This window comes from Streptococcus sp. k-90, from assembly GCF_013277565.1.
GTDB lineage: Bacteria > Bacillota > Bacilli > Lactobacillales > Streptococcaceae > Streptococcus.
The window spans coordinates 15,733-38,179 of record NZ_VMNE01000011.1; the positions used below are offsets into that span (position 1 = coordinate 15,733).

General features: G+C 40.2%; 26 protein-coding genes and 1 pseudogene. 26 read left to right on the plus strand and 1 reads right to left on the minus strand.

Annotated features, from left to right (window positions below; translation table 11 throughout):
* The first annotated feature begins 111 nt into the window (after positions 1-111).
* The 21 genes from HT734_RS04225 to gap all read left to right on the plus strand — a co-directional run bounded on the left by HT734_RS04225 (position 112) and on the right by gap (position 17,806).
* Positions 112-477, plus strand: a complete 366-nt coding sequence (locus HT734_RS04225; RefSeq protein WP_045606653.1) for a DUF1033 family protein — start codon at positions 112-114, stop codon at positions 475-477.
* A 76-nt stretch (positions 478-553) separates the two neighbouring features.
* Complete coding sequence (comGA, locus tag HT734_RS04230) at positions 554-1,495, plus strand: competence type IV pilus ATPase ComGA (RefSeq protein ID WP_173278619.1); 942 nt, start codon at positions 554-556, stop codon at positions 1,493-1,495.
* A complete protein-coding gene (gene comGB / locus HT734_RS04235; RefSeq protein ID WP_173278629.1) occupies positions 1,443-2,459 on the plus strand; it encodes a competence type IV pilus assembly protein ComGB in 1,017 nt (338 codons plus the stop codon). The genes comGA and comGB overlap by 53 nt, the downstream gene beginning before the upstream one ends.
* A gap of 1 nt (position 2,460) precedes the next feature.
* The gene (gene comGC, locus HT734_RS04240) at positions 2,461-2,784 is read left to right on the plus strand and encodes a comG operon protein ComGC (protein WP_173278621.1); all 324 of its coding nucleotides are present in this window, start codon (positions 2,461-2,463) and stop codon (positions 2,782-2,784) included.
* Entirely contained in the window at positions 2,747-3,181 is a 435-nt protein-coding gene (gene comGD / locus HT734_RS04245) for a competence type IV pilus minor pilin ComGD (RefSeq protein WP_173278623.1), read from the plus strand. The genes comGC and comGD overlap by 38 nt, the downstream gene beginning before the upstream one ends.
* A complete protein-coding gene (gene comGE / locus HT734_RS04250; protein WP_188113899.1) occupies positions 3,144-3,446 on the plus strand; it encodes a competence type IV pilus minor pilin ComGE in 303 nt (100 codons plus the stop codon). Before comGD ends, comGE begins: the two co-directional genes overlap by 38 nt.
* Positions 3,409-3,870 (plus strand): competence type IV pilus minor pilin ComGF, encoded by a 462-nt coding sequence (comGF, locus tag HT734_RS04255; protein WP_016398440.1) that lies wholly within the window; start codon positions 3,409-3,411, stop codon positions 3,868-3,870. The genes comGE and comGF overlap by 38 nt, the downstream gene beginning before the upstream one ends.
* Positions 3,848-4,261, plus strand: coding sequence for a competence type IV pilus minor pilin ComGG (gene comGG / locus HT734_RS04260; RefSeq protein ID WP_173278625.1), 414 nt, complete (start codon positions 3,848-3,850; stop codon positions 4,259-4,261). The genes comGF and comGG overlap by 23 nt, the downstream gene beginning before the upstream one ends.
* Before the next feature lie 32 nt (positions 4,262-4,293).
* Positions 4,294-4,881, plus strand: a complete 588-nt coding sequence (locus HT734_RS04265) for a class I SAM-dependent methyltransferase (protein WP_061759614.1) — start codon at positions 4,294-4,296, stop codon at positions 4,879-4,881.
* Positions 4,882-4,941: 60 nt separating this feature from the next.
* Positions 4,942-5,895 carry a class I SAM-dependent methyltransferase gene (locus HT734_RS04270; RefSeq protein WP_004257442.1) on the plus strand — a complete coding sequence of 318 codons (954 nt, stop codon included), beginning with the start codon at positions 4,942-4,944 and terminating at the stop codon, positions 5,893-5,895.
* A gap of 50 nt (positions 5,896-5,945) precedes the next feature.
* Positions 5,946-7,136, plus strand: coding sequence for an acetate kinase (locus HT734_RS04275; protein ID WP_024056735.1), 1,191 nt, complete (start codon positions 5,946-5,948; stop codon positions 7,134-7,136).
* A gap of 149 nt (positions 7,137-7,285) precedes the next feature.
* Positions 7,286-7,657 carry a ribonuclease P protein component gene (gene rnpA / locus HT734_RS04280; RefSeq protein WP_000739245.1) on the plus strand — a complete coding sequence of 124 codons (372 nt, stop codon included), beginning with the start codon at positions 7,286-7,288 and terminating at the stop codon, positions 7,655-7,657.
* Positions 7,632-8,456, plus strand: coding sequence for a membrane protein insertase YidC (locus HT734_RS04285; protein ID WP_228343433.1), 825 nt, complete (start codon positions 7,632-7,634; stop codon positions 8,454-8,456). The genes rnpA and HT734_RS04285 overlap by 26 nt, the downstream gene beginning before the upstream one ends.
* A 17-nt stretch (positions 8,457-8,473) precedes the next feature.
* Positions 8,474-9,460 (plus strand): RNA-binding cell elongation regulator Jag/EloR, encoded by a 987-nt coding sequence (jag, locus tag HT734_RS04290; protein WP_061759616.1) that lies wholly within the window; start codon positions 8,474-8,476, stop codon positions 9,458-9,460.
* A 50-nt stretch (positions 9,461-9,510) separates the two neighbouring features.
* Positions 9,511-10,134 (plus strand): hypothetical protein, encoded by a 624-nt coding sequence (locus HT734_RS04295; protein ID WP_061759617.1) that lies wholly within the window; start codon positions 9,511-9,513, stop codon positions 10,132-10,134.
* 115 nt (positions 10,135-10,249) lie between these two features.
* Entirely contained in the window at positions 10,250-12,226 is a 1,977-nt protein-coding gene (gene tkt / locus HT734_RS04300) for a transketolase (protein ID WP_061759618.1), read from the plus strand.
* A gap of 116 nt (positions 12,227-12,342) precedes the next feature.
* The gene (gene yajC, locus HT734_RS04305) at positions 12,343-12,642 is read left to right on the plus strand and encodes a preprotein translocase subunit YajC (protein WP_061759619.1); all 300 of its coding nucleotides are present in this window, start codon (positions 12,343-12,345) and stop codon (positions 12,640-12,642) included.
* Positions 12,643-12,688: 46 nt separating this feature from the next.
* The gene (locus HT734_RS04310; RefSeq protein WP_061759620.1) at positions 12,689-13,132 is read left to right on the plus strand and encodes a low molecular weight protein-tyrosine-phosphatase; all 444 of its coding nucleotides are present in this window, start codon (positions 12,689-12,691) and stop codon (positions 13,130-13,132) included.
* On the plus strand, positions 13,119-13,529 hold the full coding sequence (locus tag HT734_RS04315; RefSeq protein WP_061759621.1) for an MORN repeat-containing protein: 411 nt from the start codon (positions 13,119-13,121) through the stop codon (positions 13,527-13,529). The genes HT734_RS04310 and HT734_RS04315 overlap by 14 nt, the downstream gene beginning before the upstream one ends.
* Positions 13,530-13,828: 299 nt before the next feature.
* Positions 13,829-16,480: a bifunctional acetaldehyde-CoA/alcohol dehydrogenase gene (adhE, locus tag HT734_RS04320; RefSeq protein WP_000763951.1), complete on the plus strand. Its 2,652-nt coding sequence runs from the start codon at positions 13,829-13,831 to the stop codon at positions 16,478-16,480.
* 318 nt (positions 16,481-16,798) lie between these two features.
* Positions 16,799-17,806 carry a type I glyceraldehyde-3-phosphate dehydrogenase gene (gap, locus tag HT734_RS04325; protein ID WP_000260685.1) on the plus strand — a complete coding sequence of 336 codons (1,008 nt, stop codon included), beginning with the start codon at positions 16,799-16,801 and terminating at the stop codon, positions 17,804-17,806.
* A gap of 72 nt (positions 17,807-17,878) precedes the next feature.
* Here the strand turns inward: gap and HT734_RS04330 are convergent, their stop codons facing one another.
* The gene (locus tag HT734_RS04330; RefSeq protein WP_079114901.1) at positions 17,879-18,754 is read right to left on the minus strand and encodes an RluA family pseudouridine synthase; all 876 of its coding nucleotides are present in this window, start codon (positions 18,752-18,754) and stop codon (positions 17,879-17,881) included.
* A gap of 86 nt (positions 18,755-18,840) precedes the next feature.
* On the opposite strand from HT734_RS04330, the gene pbp2a reads away from it, so the two are divergent.
* The 5 genes and pseudogenes from pbp2a to HT734_RS04355 all read left to right on the plus strand — a co-directional run.
* Positions 18,841-21,036, plus strand: coding sequence for a penicillin-binding protein PBP2A (pbp2a, locus tag HT734_RS04335; protein WP_173278627.1), 2,196 nt, complete (start codon positions 18,841-18,843; stop codon positions 21,034-21,036).
* 52 nt (positions 21,037-21,088) lie between these two features.
* Positions 21,089-21,241, plus strand: coding sequence for a 50S ribosomal protein L33 (gene rpmG / locus HT734_RS04340; protein ID WP_001809375.1), 153 nt, complete (start codon positions 21,089-21,091; stop codon positions 21,239-21,241).
* A 9-nt stretch (positions 21,242-21,250) separates the two neighbouring features.
* Positions 21,251-21,427 (plus strand): preprotein translocase subunit SecE, encoded by a 177-nt coding sequence (gene secE, locus HT734_RS04345; protein ID WP_001210991.1) that lies wholly within the window; start codon positions 21,251-21,253, stop codon positions 21,425-21,427.
* Positions 21,428-21,481: 54 nt separating this feature from the next.
* Positions 21,482-22,018 (plus strand): transcription termination/antitermination protein NusG, encoded by a 537-nt coding sequence (gene nusG, locus HT734_RS04350; RefSeq protein WP_000376739.1) that lies wholly within the window; start codon positions 21,482-21,484, stop codon positions 22,016-22,018.
* 54 nt (positions 22,019-22,072) lie between these two features.
* Positions 22,073-22,378: pseudogene (locus HT734_RS04355) on the plus strand (hypothetical protein); the annotation flags it as partial.
* Between the last annotated feature and the right edge of the window lie 69 nt (positions 22,379-22,447).

Sequence of the window (22,447 nt, forward strand, 5' to 3'; positions counted from 1 at the left end):
AGTCATCATAAGATGGCTGGATTTTTTATCAAAAATTTAAGAAATGAGCATATTTCTTTTCTTGTTTAATGGAATTAGTTATAATATACGATACAAAGGAATTGAATGAATATGTATCGTGTTATAGAAATGTATGGAGATTTTGAACCCTGGTGGTTCTTAGAAGGTTGGGAAGAAGATATTGTAGCTAGTAAGAAATTTGACCAGTATTATGATGCTCTCAAATACTACAAAACTTGCTGGTTTAAATTAGAACAAGAATCCCCTCTTTATAAAAGCAGAAGTGACTTGATGACCATTTTTTGGGATCCAGAAGACCAACGCTGGTGTGATGAATGTGATGAATATTTACAACAATACCATTCTTTGGCTCTTTTACAGGATGAGCAGGTTATTCCAGATGAAAAACTACGCCCAGGCTATGAAAAACAAACAGGTAAGGAAAGGCACCGTTCTTGCCGTATGAAATTAAAATAGAAAAAAAGTAACTTTTTTGGAGTTGCTTTTTTTATTTTCCCAAATCTTTGCGAATAGTATAGGTGAGGAGGTAAGTATGGTTCAAGAAATTGCACAAGAAATCATTCATTCAGCTCGGAAAAAAGGAGCGCAAGATATTTATTTTGTTCCTAAGTTAGACGCTTATGAGCTTCATATGAGAATAGGAGACGAGCGCTGTAAAATCGGTTGTTATGATTTTGAAAAGTTTGCGGCCGTCATCAGTCACTTTAAGTTTGTAGCTGGTATGAATGTTGGAGAAAAGCGACGTAGTCAACTTGGTTCCTGTGATTATGCATATGACGATAAGATGGCGTCACTACGTTTATCTACCGTAGGCGATTATCGAGGACATGAGAGTTTGGTGATCCGTTTGTTGCACGATGAGGAGCAGGATTTGCATTTTTGGTTTCAGGATATTGAAGAACTGGGTAAGCAGTACAGGCAACGTGGTCTCTATCTCTTTGCTGGTCCAGTCGGAAGTGGCAAGACAACCCTGATGCATGAATTGTCCAAGTCTCTCTTTAAAGGACAGCAAGTCATGTCCATCGAAGATCCTGTCGAAATCAAGCAGGACGACATGCTCCAGTTGCAATTGAACGAAGCAATCGGACTGACCTATGAAAATCTAATCAAACTTTCCTTGCGTCATCGACCAGATCTCTTGATTATCGGAGAAATTCGGGACAGCGAGACGGCGCGTGCAGTGGTCAGAGCCAGTTTGACAGGGGCGACAGTCTTTTCAACCATTCACGCCAAGAGTATTCGAGGTGTTTATGAACGTTTACTGGAGTTGGGTGTGAGTGAGGAGGAATTGGCAGTCGTTCTGCAGGGAGTCTGCTACCAGAGATTAATCGGGGGAGGAGGAATCGTTGACTTTGCAAACAAAGACTATCAAGAACACCAGCCAACTAGCTGGAATGAACAGATTGACCAGCTTCTTAAAGATGGACATATCACAAGTCTTCAGGCTGAAACGGAAAAAATTAGCTACAGCTAAGCAAAAAAATATCATCACCCTGTTTAATAATCTCTTTTCCAGCGGTTTTCATCTGGTGGAGACCATCTCCTTTTTAGATAGGAGTGCTTTGTTGGACAAGCAGTGTGTGACCCAGATGCGTACAGGCTTGTCTCAGGGAAAATCATTCTCAGAAATGATGGAAAGTTTGGGTTTTTCAAGTGCCATTGTCACTCAGTTATCCCTAGCTGAAGTCCATGGAAATCTCCACCTGAGTTTGGGAAAGATAGAAGAGTATCTAGACAATCTAGCCAAAGTCAAGAAAAAATTAATTGAAGTAGCGACCTATCCTTTGATTTTGCTGGGTTTTCTTCTCTTAATCATGCTGGGACTACGGAACTATCTACTACCACAACTGGATAGTAGCAATATTGCCACCCAAATCATTGGCAATCTGCCACAAATCTTTCTAGGCATGGTAGGGTTTGTTTCCATACTTGCCCTTTTAGCACTCACTTTTTATAAAAGAAGTTCTAAGATGCGCGTCTTTTCTATCCTAGCACGCCTTCCCTTTTTTGGAATTTTTGTGCAGACTTATTTGACAGCCTATTATGCGCGTGAATGGGGGAATATGATTTCGCAGGGAATGGAGCTGACGCAGATTTTTCAGATGATGCAGGAACAAGGTTCTCAGCTCTTTAAAGAAATCGGTCAAGACCTAGCTCAATCCCTACAAAGTGGCCGCGAATTTTCTCAAACCATAGCAACCTATCCTTTCTTTAAGAAGGAGTTGAGCCTCATCATCGAGTATGGGGAAGTCAAGTCCAAGCTGGGTAGTGAGTTGGAAATCTATGCTGAAAAAACTTGGGAAACCTTTTTTACCCGAGTCAACCGCACCATGAATCTGGTGCAGCCACTGGTCTTTATCTTTGTGGCACTGATTATCGTTTTACTTTATGCGGCAATGCTGATGCCCATGTATCAAAATATGGAGGTAAATTTTTAACATGAAAAAAATGATAACATTCTTGAAAAAAGCTAAGGTTAAAGCTTTCACACTTGTGGAGATGTTGGTGGTCTTGCTCATCATCAGTGTGCTTCTCTTACTCTTTGTACCTAATCTGACCAAGCAAAAAGAAGCAGTCAACGATAAAGGAAAAGCTGCTGTTGTTAAGGTGGTGGAAAGCCAGGCAGAGCTTTATAGCTTAGATAAAAATGAAGATGCTAGCTTAAGTAAGTTACAAGCAGATGGGCGAATCACAGAAGAGCAAGCTAAAGCTTATAAAGAATACCATGCTAAACAAAATACCAGTCAAACCGTTGCAGATTAAGGCATTTACCATGTTTGAAAGTCTATTGGTTTTGGGACTGGTGAGTATCCTTGCCTTGGGCTTATCTGGCTCTGTCCAGTCCACTTTTGCGGCGGTAGAGGAGCAGATTTTCTTTATGGAGTTTGAAGAACTCTATCGGGAAACCCAAAAACGCAGTGTAGCTAGTCAGCAAAAGACTAGTCTAAACTTAGATGGGCAGACGATTAGCAATGGCAGTCAAAAGTTGACAGTTCCTAAAGGAATTCAGGCGCCATCAGGACAAAGTATCACATTTGACCGTGCTGGGGGCAATTCGTCCCTGGCTAAGGTTGAATTTCAGACAAGTAAAGGAGCGATTCGCTATCAATTATATCTAGGAAATGGAAAAATTAAACGCATTAAGGAAACAAAAAATTAGGGCAGTGATTTTACTGGAAGCAGTGGTTGCTTTAGCTATCTTTGCCAGCATTGCGACCCTCCTTTTGGGACAAATTCAGAAAAATAGGCAAGAAGAAGCAAAAATCTTGCAAAAGGAAGAAGTCTTAAGGGTAGCTAAGATGGCTCTGCAGACAGGTCAAAATCATGTAAGCATCAACGGAGTTGAGATTCAGGTATTTTCTAGTGAAAAGGGATTGGAGGTCTACCATGGTTCAGAACAGTTGTTGGCTATCAAAGAGCCATAAGGTCAAGGCTTTCACCTTGTTGGAATCCCTGATTGCCCTCATTGTCATCAGTGGAAGTTTACTCCTATTTCAGGCCATGAGTCAGCTCCTCATTTCAGAAGTTCGTTACCAGCAGCAAAGCGAGCAAAAAGAGTGGATCTTGTTTGTGGATCAGTTGGAGGCGGAATTAAATCGTTCGCAATTCGAAAAAGTGGAGGGCAATCGCTTATACATGAAGCAAGATGGCAAGGACATCGCCATCGGTAAGTCAAAGTCAGACGATTTTCGGAAAACCGATGCCAGTGGACGGGGTTATCAACCTATGGTTTATGGCCTCAAATCCGCTCAGATTACAGAGGACAATCAACTGGTGCGTTTTCGTTTCCAGTTTCAAAAAGGCTTAGAAAGAGAGTTTATCTATCGTGTGGAAAAAGAAAAAAGTTAAGGCAGGTGTTCTCCTCTATGCAGTCACCATGGCAGCCATCTTTAGTCTTTTGTTACAATTTTACTTGAACCGACAAGTTGCCCACTATCAAGACTATGCTTTGAATAAAGAAAAATTGGTTGCTTTTGCCATGGCTAAACGAACCAAGGATAAAGCCGAGCAAGAAAGTGGGGAGCAGATCTTTAATCTAGGTCAGGTGAGTTATCGAAATAAGAAAACAAGCTTAGTGACGACGGTTCGTACGCCTAAGAGCCAATATGAGTTCCTGTTTCCTTCAGTCAAAATCAAAGAAGAGAAAACAGAGAAAAAGGAAGAGGTAGCGACTGATTCAAGTAATCAAGCAGAGAAGAAAAAATCAGAAGAGAAATCTGAAAAGAAAGAGAATTCCTAGCCAATCAAGCTACTTTGTGCTAAACTAAAGATATGAAACATGATTTTAACCACAAAGCAGAAACTTTCGATTCCCCTAAAAACATCTTCCTTGCAAACTTGGTGTGTCAAGCAGTCGAGAAACAGATTGATCTTCTATCAGACAAAGAAATTTTGGATTTCGGTGGAGGAACGGGTCTGTTAACCTTGCCTCTGGCAAAACAAGCCAAGTTCGTCACTCTTGTAGATATTTCGGAGAAAATGCTGGAGCAAGCTCGTTTGAAAGCGGAGCAGCAAGACATCAAGAATATCCAGTTTTTGGAGCAAGATTTACTGGAAAAACCCTTGGAGAAAGAGTTTGATCTCATTGTTGTTTGTCGGGTTCTTCATCATATGCCTGATTTGGATGCGGCTCTCTCACTGTTTCATCAACATCTGAGAGAAAATGGAGAACTTTTACTTGCTGATTTTACCAAGACAGAAGCTAGCCATCATGGATTTGAATTGGTTGAACTGGAAAACAAGCTAGCCCAGTTTGGTTTTTCATCTGTGCATAGTCAGATTCTCTATAGCGCTGAAGACCTGTTTCAAGGAAATTACTCAGAACTCTTTTTAACAGTAGCCCAAAAATCACTCGCCTAGTCAGGGAGTGCTTTTTCTATAAGGATGGAAAAAAGAAGGGAAATTTGATAAGATAGGAATATGGATTTTGAAAAAATTGAACAAGCTTATACCTATTTACTAGAGAATGTCCAAGTCATTCAAAGTGATTTGGCGACCAACTTTTATGACGCCCTGGTGGAGCAAAACAGCATCTATCTGGATGGAGAAACTGAGCTAGAGCAGGTCAAAGAGAACAATCAGGCCCTTAAACGTTTAGCGCTACGCAAAGAAGAATGGCTCAAGACCTACCAGTTTCTCTTGATGAAGGCTGGGCAAACAGAACCCCTACAGGCTAATCACCAGTTTACACCGGATGCTATTGCCTTACTTTTGGTGTTTATTGTGGAAGAGTTGTTTAAAGAGGAGGAAATCACTATTCTCGAAATGGGTTCTGGCATGGGAATTTTGGGCGCTACTTTCTTGACCTCGCTTGATAAAAAGGTGGATTACTTGGGAATGGAAGTGGATGATTTGCTGATTGATTTGGCAGCTAGCATGGCAGATGTAATTGGTTTACAGGCTGGCTTTGTCCAAGGGGATGCCGTTCGTCCACAGATGCTCAAAGAAAGCGACGTGGTCATCAGCGACTTGCCTGTCGGCTATTATCCTGATGATGCCGTTGCGTTGCGTCATCAAGTTGCTTCTAGCCAAGAACATACTTACGCCCATCACTTGCTCATGGAACAAGGACTTAAGTATCTCAAGTCAGATGGATACGCTATTTTTCTCGCTCCGAGTGATTTGTTGACCAGCCCTCAAAGTGATTTGTTGAAAGGGTGGTTGAAAGAGGAAGCGAGTCTGGTTGCGATGATCAGTCTGCCTGAAAATCTCTTTGCTAATGCTAAACAATCAAAGACGATTTTTATCTTACAGAAGAAAAGTGAAACAGCAGTAGATCCTTTTGTTTATCCACTTGCTAGCTTGCAAGATGCAGGTGTTTTAATGAAATTTAAAGAAAATTTTCAAAAATGGACTCAAGGTACTGAAATATAAAATAGATTTTGTTATAATAGATGAAAACGCTTAAAAAGGGGTATCATGTTATGACAAAAACAATTGCAATCAATGCGGGAAGTTCAAGTTTGAAATGGCAACTTTATCAAATGCCAGAGGAAAAAGTTCTTGCTAAAGGTTTAATTGAACGGATTGGTTTGAAAGATTCTATTTCAACTGTAAAATTTGACGGCCGTTCTGAACAACAAATTTTGGATATCGAAAATCACACACAAGCTGTTAAAATCTTATTGGATGACTTGATTCGTTTCGATATTATCAAGGCTTATGATGAGATTACAGGTGTTGGACACCGTGTTGTTGCAGGTGGAGAATATTTTAAAGAATCAACAGTCGTTGAGGGAGATGTTTTAGAAAAAGTTGAAGAGTTGAGCTTGTTAGCTCCTCTCCACAATCCAGCCAATGCAGCAGGTGTTCGTGCCTTCAAGGAATTGTTGCCAGACATTACCAGTGTAGTTGTTTTTGATACTTCATTCCACACAACTATGCCAGAGAAAGCTTATCGCTATCCTCTACCAACAAAATATTACACAGAAAACAAGGTTCGTAAATATGGTGCCCACGGTACAAGTCACCAGTTTGTAGCAGGAGAAGCAGCAAAACTCTTGGGCCGTCCATTAGAAGACTTGAAATTGATTACTTGCCACATCGGTAATGGTGCTTCTATTACAGCTGTTAAGGGTGGTCAATCTGTCGATACTTCAATGGGATTCACTCCACTTGGTGGTGTGATGATGGGAACTCGTACAGGGGATATTGACCCAGCTATCATTCCTTACTTAATGCAATATACAGAGGACTTTAACACGCCTGAAGACATTAGTCGCGTCCTTAATCGTGAATCAGGACTGATGGGGGTTTCAGGTAAATCTAGTGATATGCGTGATGTGATTGCTGCTATGGAAGAAGGGGATCATGATGCCACTTTAGCCTATGAAATGTATGTTGATCGTATCCAAAAACATATCGGTCAATACCTTGCAGTCTTAAATGGAGCAGATGCTATTATCTTCACAGCAGGTATTGGTGAAAATGCTGCAAATGTGCGTGAAGATGTCATTTCAGGTATCTCTTGGTTTGGCTGTGATGTTGATCCAGAAAAGAACGTCTTTGGTGTGACAGGAGATATCTCAACAGAGGCAGCGAAGATCCGTGTATTGGTTATTCCAACAGATGAAGAGCTAGTTATTGCCCGTGACGTTGAACGCTTGAAAAAATAAGTAAAACTAGTAAAAATATTCCGTACAAGGAGTTGGGAAAGTGATTTTTCCAGCTTCTTTTTCTGATGAAATTGTGCAAAACCTTGCTATGATTGGCTTTTTTGAAAAATATGGTATAATAGTAGTAATTTAATAGATGGAGTTGAGTTTTGAAGAAAAACTTTCGTGTAAAAAGAGAGAAAGATTTTAAGGCGATTTTCAAGGAGGGGACAAGTTTTGCTAATCGTAAATTTGTTGTCTACCAACTAGAAAACCAGAAAAACCATTTTCGAGTAGGTCTATCAGTTAGCAAAAAACTGGGGAATGCTGTCACTAGAAATCAAATTAAGCGACGGATTCGGCATATTATCCAGAATGCCAAAGGGAGTCTGGTAGAAGATGTCGACTTTGTTGTCATTGCTCGAAAAGGAGTCGAAACCTTGGGATACGCAGAGATGGAGAAAAATCTACTCCACGTATTAAAATTATCAAAGATTTACCAGGAAGGAAATGGGAGTGAAAAAGAAACTACAGTTGACTAGTTTGCTAGGACTGTCCCTATTTATCATGACAGCCTGTGCGACTAATGGGACAACTAGCGATATTACAGCCAATTCGGCTGATTTTTGGAGTAAATTTGTTTACTTCTTTGCGGAAATCATTCGCTTTTTATCGTTTGATATCAGTATCGGAGTGGGGATTATTCTCTTTACGGTCTTGATTCGTACAGTCCTCTTGCCAGTCTTTCAAGTGCAAATGGTGGCTTCTAGAAAAATGCAAGAAGCTCAACCACGCATTAAGGCGCTTCGAGAACAATATCCAGGTCGAGATATGGAAAGCAAAACCAAGCTAGAGCAAGAAATGCGTAAAGTCTTTAAAGAAATGGGTGTCAGACAGTCAGATTCTCTTTGGCCGATTTTGATTCAGATGCCGGTTATTTTGGCCTTGTTCCAAGCTCTATCAAGAGTTGACTTTTTGAAGACAGGTCATTTCTTATGGATTAACCTTGGTGGTGTGGATACAACCCTTGTTCTTCCGATTTTAGCAGCAGTATTCACCTTTTTAAGTACTTGGTTGTCCAACAAAGCCTTGTCTGAGCGTAATGGGGCTACGACTGCGATGATGTATGGGATTCCAGTCTTGATTTTTATCTTTGCAGTTTATGCGCCAGGTGGAGTCGCCCTATACTGGACAGTGTCCAATGCTTATCAAGTCTTGCAAACCTATTTCTTGAACAATCCATTCAAGATTATCGCAGAGCGCGAGGCCGTAGTACAGGCACAGAAAGATTTGGAAAATAGAAAAAGAAAAGCCAAGAAAAAGGCTCAGAAAACGAAATAATAAGGAGGAATCTGGTAATGGTAGTATTTACAGGTTCAACTGTTGAAGAAGCAATCCAGAAAGGATTGAAAGAATTAGATATTCCAAGGAAGAAGGCTCATATCAAAGTCATTTCTCGTGAGAAAAAAGGCTTTCTTGGCTTATTTGGTAAAAAACCAGCCCAAGTGGATATCGATGCTATTAGTGAAACGACAGTTGTAAAAGCAAACCAACAAGCTGTAAAGGGAGTTCCAAAACAAATCAATGATTTGAATGAGCCTGTTAAAACAGTCAGTGAAGCAACTGTTGATTTGGGTCATGTTGTAGAGGCGATTAAAAAGATTGAAGAGGAAGGTCAAGGTATTTCTGATGAAGTCAAGGCTGAAATCTTAAAACATGAAAGACATGCCAGCACTATCTTAGAAGAAACTGGTCACATTGAGATCTTAAATGAACTTCAAATCGAGGAAGCGATGAGGGAAGAAGCGGGCGCTGATGACCTTGAAACTGAGCAAGACCAAACTGAAAATCAAGACTTGACAGAGATGGGCTTGAAAGTTGAACCGAGCTTTGATATTGCCCAGGTGGCTACGGATGTGACTGCCTATGTTCAAGCGATTGTGGATGACATGGATGTTGAAGCCACACTTTCAAATGATTATAACCGTCGTAGTATCAATTTGCAAATTGATACTAACGAACCAGGTCGTATTATCGGCTACCATGGTAAAGTCTTGAAGGCCTTGCAACTGTTGGCTCAAAATTATCTTTATAACCGCTATTCAAGAACCTTCTATATTACAATCAATGTCAATGATTATGTTGAACACCGTGCAGAAGTCTTGCAGACCTATGCTCAAAAATTGGCGACTCGTGTTTTAGAAGAAGGCCGCAGTCATCAAACAGATCCAATGTCAAATAGCGAACGTAAGATTATCCATCGTATTATTTCACGTATGGATGGCGTGACTAGTTACTCTGAAGGTGACGAGCCAAATCGCTATGTCGTTGTAGATACAGAATAAGTAAAATCAGGTTTATCCTGATTTTTTGCTAGCTAGAGGAGATTAAACTGATGTTGAATAAGATAAGAGATTATTTAGACTTTGCAGGGATCCAGTACCGTAATCCAGATAAAGCTGGAGCAGAGCGAGAGAAAATGCTGGCATTTCGCCACAAAGGTCAAGAGGCACGAAAGGCTTTTACAGAACTGGCTAAAGTATTTCAAACCAGTCATCCAGAATGGCAACTCCAACAGACTAGTCAGTGGATGAACCAAGCGCAGCGTTTGCGGCCACATTTCTGGGTCTATCTACAGAGAGACGGACAAGTAACAGAACCTATGTTGGCTCTTCGTTTGTACGGGACATCTACTGATTTTGGTATTTCCTTAGAGGTCAGTTTCATTGAGCGCAAGAAAGATGAGCAAACTCTAGGTAAGCAGGCCAAAGTTTTAGAAATTCCAACCGTTGAAGGGATTTATTATCTAGTCTACTCTGATGGTCAAAGTCAAAGATGGGATGCGAACGAAGAAAATCGTCAGATTTTAAGAAATAAACTATCTAATCAGGAAATTCGAAAAGTTTTAGTTAAGGCAGATGTTTCTATCATAGAAAATCAATCATTAGAAGTGATTTTAGAAAAATTAGAAAATGCTTATGAACGCTTACTTCCCTATTATCAGGCGACTAGAGGATAGCAAATAGAATACTTATTTACGTCGAATTGTTTAATTGCTATTCTATGTATTTTTTCATATAATAGTAAAATAGAATGTGTGATTCAATAATCACCTCAAATAGAAAGGAAATTCTATGTCAAATCTATCTGTTAATGCAATTCGTTTCCTAGGTATTGACGCCATTAATAAAGCCAACTCAGGTCACCCAGGTGTGGTTATGGGAGCAGCTCCGATGGCTTACAGCCTCTTTACAAAACAACTTCGTATCAATCCAGCTCAACCAAACTGGATCAACCGTGACCGCTTTATTCTTTCAGCAGGACATGGTTCAATGCTTCTTTATGCCCTTCTTCACCTTTCTGGTTTTGAAGATGTCAGCATGGATGAGATTAAGAACTTCCGTCAATGGGGTTCAAAAACACCTGGTCACCCAGAATTTGGCCATACAGCAGGAATTGATGCTACAACAGGTCCTCTAGGGCAAGGGATTTCAACTGCTACTGGTTTTGCCCAAGCAGAACGTTTTTTGGCAGCTAAATATAACCGCGAAGGCTACAATATCTTTGACCACTATACTTACGTTATTTGTGGAGACGGAGATTTGATGGAAGGTGTCTCAAGTGAGGCAGCTTCATACGCAGGCTTGCAAAAACTAGACAAGTTGGTTGTTCTTTATGATTCAAATGACATCAACTTGGATGGTGAGACAAAGGATTCCTTTACAGAAAGTGTTCGTGACCGTTACAATGCCTATGGTTGGCATACAGCCTTGGTTGAAGATGGAACAGACTTGGAAGCCATCCATGCTGCTATCGAAACAGCTAAAGCTTCAGGTAAACCATCTTTGATTGAAGTGAAGACTGTCATTGGATACGGTTCTCCAAACAAACAAGGAACGAATGCTGTACACGGTGCTCCTCTTGGAGCAGATGAAACTGCAGCAACTCGTCAAGCCCTTGGTTGGGACTACGAACCATTTGAAATCCCAGAACAAGTATATGCTGATTTCAAAGAACATGTTGCAGACCGTGGTGCATCAGCTTATCAAACTTGGACAAAGCTAGTTGCTGATTATAAAGAAGCTCACCCAGAATTGGCTGCAGAAGTCGAAGCTATCATTGATGGACGCGATCCAGTTAAAGTGACTCCAGCAGACTTCCCAACCTTAGAAAACGGCTTTTCTCAAGCAACTCGTAACTCGAGTCAGGATGCTTTGAACGTTGTGGCAGCTAAGTTGCCAACTTTCTTGGGTGGATCAGCTGACCTAGCTCACTCAAACATGACTTATATCAAGACTGACGGACTTCAAGACGATACCAATCGCTTGAACCGTAACATTCAGTTTGGTGTCCGCGAATTTGCAATGGGAACGATCTTGAACGGGATGGCTCTTCATGGTGGACTTCGTGTATACGGTGGAACTTTCTTCGTCTTCTCTGACTATGTGAAGGCAGCTGTCCGCTTGTCAGCCTTGCAAGGACTTCCTGTGACTTATGTCTTTACCCACGATTCTATTGCGGTTGGGGAAGATGGCCCAACGCACGAACCAGTTGAGCACTTAGCAGGTCTTCGTGCTATGCCAAATCTAAATGTTTTCCGTCCAGCAGATGCGCGTGAAACGCAAGCAGCTTGGTATCTTGCAGTGACAAGTGAGAAAACACCAACTGCCCTTGTTTTGACACGTCAGAACTTGACTGTTGAAGAGGGAACAGACTTCGACAAGGTTGCTAAAGGTGCTTATGTTGTCTATGAAAATGCAGCAGACTTTGATACAATCTTGATTGCGACAGGTTCAGAGGTCAATCTAGCTGTCTCAGCAGCCAAAGAATTGGCTAGTCAAGGCGGAAAAGTCCGCGTAGTTAGTATGCCATCGACAGATGTCTTTGATAAACAAGATGCAGCTTACAAAGAAGAAATTCTACCAAATGCAGTTCGCCGTCGTGTTGCAGTTGAAATGGGTGCAAGTCAAAACTGGTACAAATATGTTGGACTAGATGGTGCCGTTCTTGGTATTGATACCTTCGGAGCCTCTGCCCCAGCACCAAAAGTATTGGCAGAATATGGCTTTACTGTAGAAAATCTTGTAAAAGTTGTTCAAAACTTGAAATAATCCTAGAAATCAGGGCGCAAGCTCTGATTTTTCTTACTAGAAAAGCAAGGTACAATCTTGTAAAAGTAGCTGAAATTTGATATAGTAGTCCTATGTAAAAGACAAAGGAGAAACTAATGAATCCAAATTATACATTTTTAATCATACTAGTCCTTATGATGGGTTTGATGTTCTTTACGCAACGTTCTCAAAAGAAACAAGCACAAAAACGTATGGAAAGTTTGAATAAACTACAAAAAGGCTATGAAGTGATTACAATCGGTGGACTTTATGGAACAGTCGATGAAGTAGATACTGAGAAGGGAACAATTGTTCTTGATGTAGATGGAGTTTACTTGACTTTTGAACTAGCTGCTATCAAGACTGTATTACCGCTGAAAGAAACAGCTTCATTAGAAGGTGCAATCGAAAAATAAGACGGGATCACGAACTCCCGTTTTTCTATAAAAGAAAGGAAATGGGATGAAAAAACTAGTCTTTGTCTGCCTGGGAAATATTTGCCGCAGTCCTATGGCTGAGTTTGTGATGAAATCGATGACAGATAACTACGAAATCCAAAGTCGAGCAACTTCCTCTTGGGAACATGGCAATCCAATTCATAAGGGGACTCAGGGAATTTTTCAAGAGTATGAGATTCCTTATGACAAAGGCAAAACATCGCTTCAGATTAGCAAGGAAGATTTTGAAGCCTTTGATTATATTATCGGCATGGATGCTTCAAATGTTTCTGACTTACGTCAGATGTGTCCAGCAGACTGTCAAGATAAGATTTACTCATTCGCATCTGAAAGTGTTCCAGATCCTTGGTATACAGGAGATTTTGAGGAAACCTATCGACGTGTTCAAGAGGGCTGTCAAGCTTGGTTAGAACGTTTAGAAAAGGAGAGTGAAGGTGGAAAATCTTAAGAATGTTTACGAAAAGTATCGTGTCTATCTGACTCGTCCACGTTTCGAGCTTTTAGCAGTAGTTGCCATTGTTTTTTGTGCTGTACTCGTCTTTTTTCTAAATATTCCCGGAAAAGGTGTTCTAAAACTCGATAATGGAACGATTGTTTACGACGGCAGTCTTGTCCGTGGTAAAATGAATGGTCAAGGTACCATTACCTTCCAAAATGGAGACCAATATACTGGTGGTTTCAACAATGGAGCCTTCAACGGAAAAGGTACCTTTCAATCTAAAGAAGGCTGGACCTACGAAGGTGATTTTGTGAACGGTCAGGCTGAAGGAAAAGGAAAACTAACAACAGAACAAGAAGTTGTTTATGAAGGGACTTTTAAACAAGGCGTTTTTCAACAAAAATAAAGCCTCCTTATCAAAGGAGGTATTGTTAGAATCTTTAAGTAAGCGCTTACCTGCAAACTCCTTTCTTTCCAAGCTCCTCTTCCAAGCAAGTTTGTGAAATAAAAAATATTTGAAATAAATTTCACAAACTTCAAAGATAAAACCTGATAAGAAAAGAAAATGAAATAAATTTCACAAGGAACTAAAAATTCTTTGTGAAATGTTTATGAAACTGTTTACAAAGTTGAAATAATGCGTTATAATAAACTTGTGAATAAATTAACAAAGGATATCAATCCTTGAAAGCTATGGAGGAAAATATGGCTGATAAAAAAACTGTGACACCAGAGGAAAAGAAACTCGCTGCTGAAAAGCATGTCGATGGATTGGTGCAAAAAGCTCTAGTTGCTCTTGAAGAAATGCGTAAGTTGGATCAAGAGCAGGTTGACTACATCGTAGCTAAAGCGTCAGTAGCAGCTTTGGATGCCCATGGAGAATTGGCTTTACATGCCTTTGAAGAAACAGGACGTGGTGTATTTGAAGATAAAGCAACGAAGAACTTGTTTGCTTGTGAACACGTAGTAAACAACATGCGCCACACTAAGACAGTTGGCGTTATCGAAGAAGACGATGTGACAGGTTTGACTCTTATAGCTGAACCAGTTGGTGTTGTTTGTGGTATCACTCCTACAACAAACCCAACATCAACAGCAATCTTCAAATCATTGATTTCATTGAAGACACGTAATCCAATCGTATTTGCCTTCCACCCATCAGCTCAAGAATCATCAGCTCACGCAGCTCAAATCGTTCGTGATGCTGCGATTAAAGCAGGAGCGCCTGAAAACTGTGTACAGTGGATTACTGAACCATCTATGGAAGCAACTAGTGCGCTTATGAACCACGAAGGTATTGCTACAATCCTTGCAACAGGTGGTAATGCCATGGTTAAAGCTGCATACTCATGTGGTAAACCAGCTCTTGGAGTAGGTGCCGGAAACGTTCCAGCTTATGTTGAAAAATCAGCAAACATCCGTCAAGCAGCACACGATATCGTCATGTCTAAATCATTTGATAACGGTATGGTCTGTGCCTCAGAGCAAGCGGTTATCATTGATAAAGAAATTTACGATGAATTTGTAGCAGAGTTCAAATCTTACCACACTTACTTTGTAAACAAAAAAGAAAAAGCTCTTCTTGAAGAATTCTGTTTCGGCGTGAAAGCAAACAGCAAAAACTGTGCTGGTGCGAAATTGAACGCTGATATCGTGGGTAAACCAGCAACTTGGATTGCAGAACAAGCAGGATTTACAGTTCCAGAAGGAACAAACATTCTTGCTGCAGAATGTAAAGAAGTTGGTGAAAATGAGCCATTGACTCGTGAAAAATTGTCACCAGTTATCGCAGTTTTGAAATCTGAAAGCCGTGAAGATGGTATTACTAAGGCTCGTCAAATGGTTGAATTTAACGGTCTTGGACACTCAGCAGCTATCCACACAGCTGACGAAGAATTGACTAAAGAATTTGGTAAAGCTGTTAAAGCTATTCGTGTTATCTGTAACTCACCTTCTACTTTCGGTGGTATCGGGGACGTTTACAATGCCTTCTTGCCATCATTGACACTTGGATGTGGTTCTTACGGACGCAACTCAGTTGGGGATAACGTTAGTGCCATTAACCTCTTGAATATCAAAAAAGTCGGAAGACGGAGAAATAACATGCAATGGATGAAACTTCCTTCAAAAACATACTTTGAACGTGATTCAATTCAATACCTTCAAAAATGTCGTGACGTTGAGCGTGTCATGATCGTTACTGACCACGCTATGGTAGAGCTTGGCTTCCTTGATCGTATCATTGAACAACTTGACCTTCGTCGCAATAAGGTGGTTTACCAAATCTTTGCTGATGTAGAACCAGATCCAGATATCACTACAGTTGAACGTGGTACTGAAATCATGCGTGCCTTCAAACCAGATACAATCATCGCTCTTGGTGGTGGATCTCCAATGGATGCTGCTAAAGTAATGTGGCTCTTCTACGAACAACCAGAAGTGGACTTCCGTGACCTTGTCCAAAAATTCATGGATATCCGTAAACGCGCCTTCAAATTCCCATTGCTTGGTAAGAAGACTAAATTCATCGCAATCCCAACAACATCTGGTACAGGATCTGAAGTAACACCATTTGCCGTTATCTCTGATAAAGCAAACAACCGTAAATACCCAATCGCTGACTACTCATTGACACCAACTGTGGCAATCGTAGACCCTGCTTTGGTATTGACAGTTCCAGGATTTGTAGCTGCGGATACTGGTATGGACGTATTGACTCACGCGACTGAAGCTTACGTATCACAAATGGCTAGCGACTACACTGATGGTCTTGCACTTCAAGCCATCAAACTTGTATTCGAAAACCTTGAAAGCTCAGTTAAGAATGCAGACTTCCACTCACGTGAGAAAATGCATAACGCTTCAACAATCGCTGGTATGGCCTTTGCCAATGCCTTCCTAGGTATTTCTCACTCAATGGCCCATAAGATTGGTGCGCAATTCCACACAATCCACGGTCGTACTAATGCTATCTTGCTTCCATACGTCATCCGCTACAACGGTACACGTCCAGCTAAGACAGCAACATGGCCTAAGTACAACTACTACCGTGCAGATGAAAAATATCAAGATATCGCACGCATGCTTGGACTTCCAGCTTCTACTCCAGAAGAAGGTGTGGAATCTTATGCAAAAGCTGTCTACGAACTTGGTGAGCGCGTAGGTATCCAAATGAACTTCAAAGCACAAGGAATCGATGAAAAAGAATGGAAAGAACATTCACGTGAATTAGCCTTCCTTGCTTACGAAGACCAATGTTCACCAGCTAACCCACGCCTTCCAATGGTTGACCATATGCAAGAAATCATCGAAGATTCTTACTATGGCTACAAAGAAAGACCAGGACGTCGTAAATAATTGTTATCAGCCTAGAGGCAGGAATTTCCTGTCTCTTTTTTGTAAAATTGGAAGATTGAAAATAATTTTTAGCTTTTCTATTTTCACTTTTCATTTTAAAAGGAAACCGGTAAATGACTAGGTAGACAAAGAAAGACAGTAGTATAGGCTTTCAAAGGAGAAAGAAAAATAAGTGGAGTATAGACAAAAAACAACGCCCGTACTTGCAATTCAACTCAAATAGTTATATAATAGGTTTGTTGAAAGGTGATTTGTAGTGATTCAAGTTACTCTTTTCACAATAAAAATTTCATGATTTTCATAAGGAGGAAATCACTAATGGTAGTTAAAGTTGGTATTAACGGTTTCGGACGTATCGGTCGTCTTGCTTTCCGTCGTATCCAAAACGTAGAAGGTGTTGAAGTTACACGCATCAACGACCTTACAGACCCAGTTATGCTTGCACACTTGTTGAAATACGACACAACTCAAGGTCGTTTCGACGGTACTGTTGAAGTTAAAGAAGGTGGATTCGAAGTTAACGGTAAATTCGTTAAAGTTTCTGCTGAACGTGATCCAGAACAAATCGACTGGGCTACTGACGGTGTAGAAATCGTTCTTGAAGCTACTGGTTTCTTTGCTAAGAAAGAAGCAGCTGAAAAACACCTTAAAGGTGGAGCTAAAAAAGTTGTTATCACTGCTCCTGGTGGAAACGACGTTAAAACAGTTGTATTCAACACTAACCACGACGTTCTTGACGGTACTGAAACAGTTATCTCAGGTGCTTCATGTACTACAAACTGCTTGGCTCCAATGGCTAAAGCTCTTCAAGACAACTTTGGTGTTGTTGAAGGATTGATGACTACTATCCACGCTTACACTGGTGACCAAATGATCCTTGACGGACCACACCGTGGTGGTGACCTTCGCCGTGCTCGCGCTGGTGCTGCAAACATCGTTCCTAACTCAACTGGTGCTGCAAAAGCTATCGGTCTTGTAATCCCAGAATTGAACGGTAAACTTGACGGATCTGCACAACGCGTTCCAACTCCAACTGGATCAGTTACTGAATTGGTAGCAGTTCTTGAAAAGAACGTTACTGTTGATGAAGTGAACGCAGCTATGAAAGCAGCTTCAAACGAATCATACGGTTACACAGAAGATCCAATCGTATCTTCAGATATCGTAGGTATGTCTTACGGTTCATTGTTTGACGCAACTCAAACTAAAGTTCTTGACGTTGACGGTAAACAATTGGTTAAAGTTGTATCATGGTACGACAACGAAATGTCATACACTGCACAACTTGTTCGTACTCTTGAATACTTCGCAAAAATCGCTAAATAATTCATGAGTCGATAAAAAGCAAGACCTCTTGGTCTTGCTTTTCTTATATGGAAAAAATGGATGACACAACAATCATCCATTCTTTTTTAATTCTTTTTCAAAAGTATCTGAAAGGGTAGTGAAGCTTAATTTCTCTAAAGTAAGCGGATGGGTAAAGGATAGTCGAAAGGCATGAAGCATAAGACGACTTGTCTTTGATTTACTATTATAGAGAGGATCACCCAGGATAGGAAGATTATGATGAGAAAGGTGCACACGAATCTGATGGGTTCGACCTGTCTTTAGTTTGCAACGAACCAAGGAGGTCTTGTTTGGGAATTGCTTTAATCTGCTTACATGTGTTTCAGCAGATTGCCCATTTTTTGTATCAACTACTCGTTTTCTGCGATCATGACGATCACGTCCAATTTTGTCTTTGAAGATAAGTTCTTTCTGGTTGGTATTTCCGTTAACTAGTGCCCAATATTCTCTAGAAATCTCTTTTTTCTCCAATAAGCGGTTGAGAATGGGTAGGATAAAAGGATTTTTGGCAAAGAGGACTAAGCCACTGGTTTCCATGTCCAGACGATGGACAACATAACAGGTTTGGCCAATGTAGGCACTGACATGGTTAAGAAGAGCAATTTCGTTTGGTTGGTTACCGTGGGTTTTCATCCCCTCGGGTTTGTTGACAATAATCAAGTGTTGGTCTTGATAAACTTCCTGAACTAAGTCTGGGTTTCCCCAAGGAATTTCTTTTTTGGGATAATCTTCCTTGTCAAAAGTCAATTGGCAAACATCGCCAGGTTTCACCACCTCGTTCCAATGAACTTCTCGCTGATTAATCAAAATATGTTTCTTGGTTCTCAAAAAATGCCGGATTTTTCTAGGGATGAGGAGTTGCTCTTCTAGTAATTGCTTCACCGTCATTTGAGGTAAAGAGGCTGGTAATGTAAATTTGAATTGCATACAGATATTGTAACAAAAAAAGCCTTATTTGGATAGGAAATAGCTAAATTCTTGTCTTCCTATGATGAAGATGATAAAATAAACGCATGAAATTAGATAAATTATTTGAGAAATTTCTTTCTCTTTTTAAAAAAGAAACAAGTGAATCGGAGGATTCTGGTTCTACTAGCTTGCGCCGTTCTCGCAGTGATAGGAAAAAATTAGCCCAAGTAGGTCCAATTCGAAAATTCTGGCGCCGCTATCATCTAACGAAAATCGTTGTTATACTAGGTTTGAGTGCAGGCTTGCTAGTCGGAACCTATTTGTTTGCTGTAGCCAAATCAACCAATGTCAATGATTTGCAAAATGCCTTGAAAACTCGAACCCTCATTTTTGACCGTGAAGAAAAAGAGGCAGGTGCCTTGTCTGGTCAAAAGGGAACCTACGTTGAACTGACTGACATCAGTAAAAATTTGCAAAATGCTGTTATTGCGACAGAAGACCGTTCTTTCTATAAAAATGACGGGATTAACTATGGTCGTTTCTTCTTGGCTATTGTCACTGCTGGTCGTTCAGGTGGTGGTTCTACTATTACCCAACAGCTGGCTAAAAACGCCTATCTATCGCAGGATCAAACAGTTGAGAGAAAAGCGAAAGAATTTTTCCTAGCTTTAGAATTAACAAAAAAATATAGCAAGGATCAGATTCTAACTATGTACCTAAACAACGCCTATTTTGGAAATGGTGTGTGGGGTGTCGAAGACGCGAGTAAGAAATACTTTGGAGTTTCTGCATCAGAAGTGAGTTTGGATCAAGCTGCGACTCTGGCAGGTATGCTCAAAGGGCCGGAATTGTATAATCCTTTGAATTCTGTAGAAGATTCTACTAATCGTCGCGATACTGTTTTGCAAAATATGGTTGCAGCGGGTTATATTGATAAAAGCCAAGAAACCGAAGCTACGGGAGTTGATATGACTTCGCAATTGCACGATAAGTATGAAGGAAAAATTTCAGATTACCGCTATCCTTCTTACTTTGATGCGGTGGTTAACGAAGCCGTTTCTAAGTATAATCTAACAGAGGAAGAAATCGTAAATAATGGCTACCGCATTTACACAGAGCTGGACCAAAACTATCAAGCAAATATGCAGGTTGTCTATGAAAATAAAGCTCTATTTCCGAGGGCAGAGGATGGAACATTTGCTCAATCAGGAAGTGTCGCTCTCGAACCGAAAACAGGGGGAGTTCGTGGAGTTGTCGGTCAAGTTGCTGACAATGATAAAACTGGATTCCGTAATTTCAACTATGCAACTCAATCAAAACGTAGTCCTGGTTCTACAATTAAGCCTTTAGTTGTTTATACGCCAGCAGTTGAAGCAGGCTGGGCTTTGAATAAGCAGTTGGATAACCATACCATGCAGTACGATAGCTATAAGGTTGATAACTATGCAGGAATCAAAACGAGTCGAGAAGTTCCTATGTATCAAGCCTTGGCAGAATCGCTTAATCTACCTGCTGTTGCCACTGTTAATGATTTGGGCGTTGACAAGGCTTTTGAAGCAGGCGAAAAATTCGGACTCAACATGGAAAAGGTCGATCGTGTTCTTGGCGTCGCCTTGGGAAGCGGTGTTGAAACCAACCCTCTTCAAATGGCTCAAGCATATGCTGCTTTTGCAAATGAAGGGTTAATGCCGGAAGCTCATTTTATTAGTAGAATTGAAAATGCTAGTGGACAAGTTATTGCAAGCCATAAAAATTCACAAAAACGGGTGATTGATAAGTCTGTAGCTGACAAGATGACCAGTATGATGTTGGGTACATTCACCAACGGAACGGGAATTAGTTCATCGCCTGCAGACTATGTCATGGCAGGGAAAACTGGTACAACCGAAGCAGTTTTCAATCCAGAATACACAAGTGACCAGTGGGTAATTGGTTATACTCCAGATGTAGTGATTAGTCACTGGCTTGGTTTTCCGACCACTGATGAAAATCACTATCTAGCAGGATCTACTTCAAACGGTGCAGCTCATGTCTTCAGAAATATTGCAAATACCATTTTACCTTATACCCCAGGAAGTACCTTTACAGTTGAAAATGCATATAAGAAAAATGGAATCGCACCAGCTAACACAAAAAGACAAGTACAAACCAATGATAATAGCCAGACAGATGATAATTTGTCTGATATTCGAGGACGTGCGCAAAGTCTAGTAGATGAGGCTAGTCGGGCTATCTCGGATGCCAAGATTAAAGAAAAGGCTCAAACAATCTGGGATTCGGTAGTCAATCTATTCCGCTAAGATGCTTGTCAAAGTCTAGCTTTCTTGTTATAATAGATAAGATGGAGGCGTTATGGCACTAAAAAAAGCAAGCCTAGCTTGTGCGGTTTGTGGTTCGAGAAACTATTCAATCAAGATCAGTGGAAACCCCAAGCCTACACGACTAGAAGTAAATAAATTTTGTAAGCATTGTGGCAAGTACACTACACACAGAGAAACGAGATAGGAGAGAGCGATGCGTTTTATTGGAGATATTTTTAGACTTCTTAAAGACACAACATGGCCAACTCGCAAGGAAAGCTGGAGAGATTTTCGTTCTATCATGGAATACACAGCTTTCTTTGTAGTAATTATTTACATTTTTGACCAGTTGATTGTTTCAGGTTTGATTCGATTTATTAACATTTTTTAGAAGGTTAGTGGAGTTAATTACACTAAAAATCTTCTATTTATGAAAGGAAATATCATGGATAGTTTTGATAAAGGGTGGTTTGTTTTACAAACTTATTCTGGTTATGAAAATAAGGTAAAAGAAAATCTATTACAACGTGCACAAACCTACAATATGTTGGATAATATTCTACGCGTTGAAATCCCAACACAAACAGTGCAAGTTGAAAAAAATGGAAAGAGAAAAGAAGTAGAAGAAAATCGCTTTCCAGGTTATGTTCTTGTAGAAATGGTCATGACAGATGAAGCTTGGTTTGTTGTTCGAAATACACCAAACGTTACAGGATTCGTCGGATCTCACGGGAACAGATCAAAACCAACTCCATTATTGGAACAAGAAATTCGTGACATTTTGGTATCTATGGGACAAACTGTTCAAGAATTTGATTTCGATGTTGAAGTTGGTCAAACTGTACGTATTATTGATGGTGCTTTTGCAGACTATACTGGTAAGATTACAGAGATTGATAACAATAAAGTGAAAATGATTATCTCTATGTTTGGTAATGACACAGTAGCAGAAGTAAACCTAAACCAAATTGCAGAATTATAACCCCGAGAGAGGCCCGTCCTCTCTTTTTTGTGCATTTGAGACGGTGAAGAGAACAGAATGGAGAAAATGTCACAAACGATGTTTCGAATCTGTTAGACTGTATCTAGAAAGGGGAACGTTATGCTTAAAGAACCCTATGAAGAAGTAGGTGAGATTAGTCATCGTATAAGTGAGGGAGGTCTGTGGCTAGATGATTATTATCTCTTTTATGAAACATTACGGAGGTATAGAAAGGAACAAAGTAAAGAAAAACAAGAAGAGTTAGAACGTGTTTTAAGAAATGAACGTTTTCGAGGACGTCAAAGAGTATTAAGGGACTTACGTATTGTGTTTAAAGAGTTTGATATTGGGCTGAAATAGTCAAATTTAAAAAAGTCGAAAAAATTTAAAAAAATTTGAAAAAAATTGGAAAAAGTAGTTGACAAAAAA

Bases quoted from the DNA above. Each gene is read 5' to 3' on its own strand.
- HT734_RS04295 (WP_061759617.1), top strand. From the start codon at position 9,511: ATGTTGAATAAGATAAGAGATTATTTAGACTTTGCAGGGATCCAGTAC.
- rpmG (WP_001809375.1), top strand. From the start codon at position 21,089: ATGGCACTAAAAAAAGCAAGCCTAGCTTGTGCGGTTTGTGGTTCGAGA.
- HT734_RS04225 (WP_045606653.1), top strand. From the start codon at position 112: ATGTATCGTGTTATAGAAATGTATGGAGATTTTGAACCCTGGTGGTTC.
- tkt (WP_061759618.1), top strand. From the start codon at position 10,250: ATGTCAAATCTATCTGTTAATGCAATTCGTTTCCTAGGTATTGACGCC.
- comGA (WP_173278619.1), top strand. From the start codon at position 554: ATGGTTCAAGAAATTGCACAAGAAATCATTCATTCAGCTCGGAAAAAA.
- HT734_RS04275 (WP_024056735.1), top strand. From the start codon at position 5,946: ATGACAAAAACAATTGCAATCAATGCGGGAAGTTCAAGTTTGAAATGG.
- pbp2a (WP_173278627.1), top strand. From the start codon at position 18,841: ATGAAATTAGATAAATTATTTGAGAAATTTCTTTCTCTTTTTAAAAAA.
- nusG (WP_000376739.1), top strand. From the start codon at position 21,482: ATGGATAGTTTTGATAAAGGGTGGTTTGTTTTACAAACTTATTCTGGT.
- HT734_RS04265 (WP_061759614.1), top strand. From the start codon at position 4,294: ATGAAACATGATTTTAACCACAAAGCAGAAACTTTCGATTCCCCTAAA.
- comGB (WP_173278629.1), top strand. From the start codon at position 1,443: ATGGACATATCACAAGTCTTCAGGCTGAAACGGAAAAAATTAGCTACA.
- gap (WP_000260685.1), top strand. From the start codon at position 16,799: ATGGTAGTTAAAGTTGGTATTAACGGTTTCGGACGTATCGGTCGTCTT.
- secE (WP_001210991.1), top strand. From the start codon at position 21,251: ATGCGTTTTATTGGAGATATTTTTAGACTTCTTAAAGACACAACATGG.
- adhE (WP_000763951.1), top strand. From the start codon at position 13,829: ATGGCTGATAAAAAAACTGTGACACCAGAGGAAAAGAAACTCGCTGCT.
- comGC (WP_173278621.1), top strand. From the start codon at position 2,461: ATGAAAAAAATGATAACATTCTTGAAAAAAGCTAAGGTTAAAGCTTTC.
- jag (WP_061759616.1), top strand. From the start codon at position 8,474: ATGGTAGTATTTACAGGTTCAACTGTTGAAGAAGCAATCCAGAAAGGA.
- comGD (WP_173278623.1), top strand. From the start codon at position 2,747: ATGCTAAACAAAATACCAGTCAAACCGTTGCAGATTAAGGCATTTACC.
- HT734_RS04310 (WP_061759620.1), top strand. From the start codon at position 12,689: ATGAAAAAACTAGTCTTTGTCTGCCTGGGAAATATTTGCCGCAGTCCT.
- HT734_RS04270 (WP_004257442.1), top strand. From the start codon at position 4,942: ATGGATTTTGAAAAAATTGAACAAGCTTATACCTATTTACTAGAGAAT.
- HT734_RS04330 (WP_079114901.1), bottom strand. From the start codon at position 18,754: ATGCAATTCAAATTTACATTACCAGCCTCTTTACCTCAAATGACGGTG.
- comGF (WP_016398440.1), top strand. From the start codon at position 3,409: ATGGTTCAGAACAGTTGTTGGCTATCAAAGAGCCATAAGGTCAAGGCT.
- yajC (WP_061759619.1), top strand. From the start codon at position 12,343: ATGAATCCAAATTATACATTTTTAATCATACTAGTCCTTATGATGGGT.
- comGE (WP_188113899.1), top strand. From the start codon at position 3,144: ATGGAAAAATTAAACGCATTAAGGAAACAAAAAATTAGGGCAGTGATT.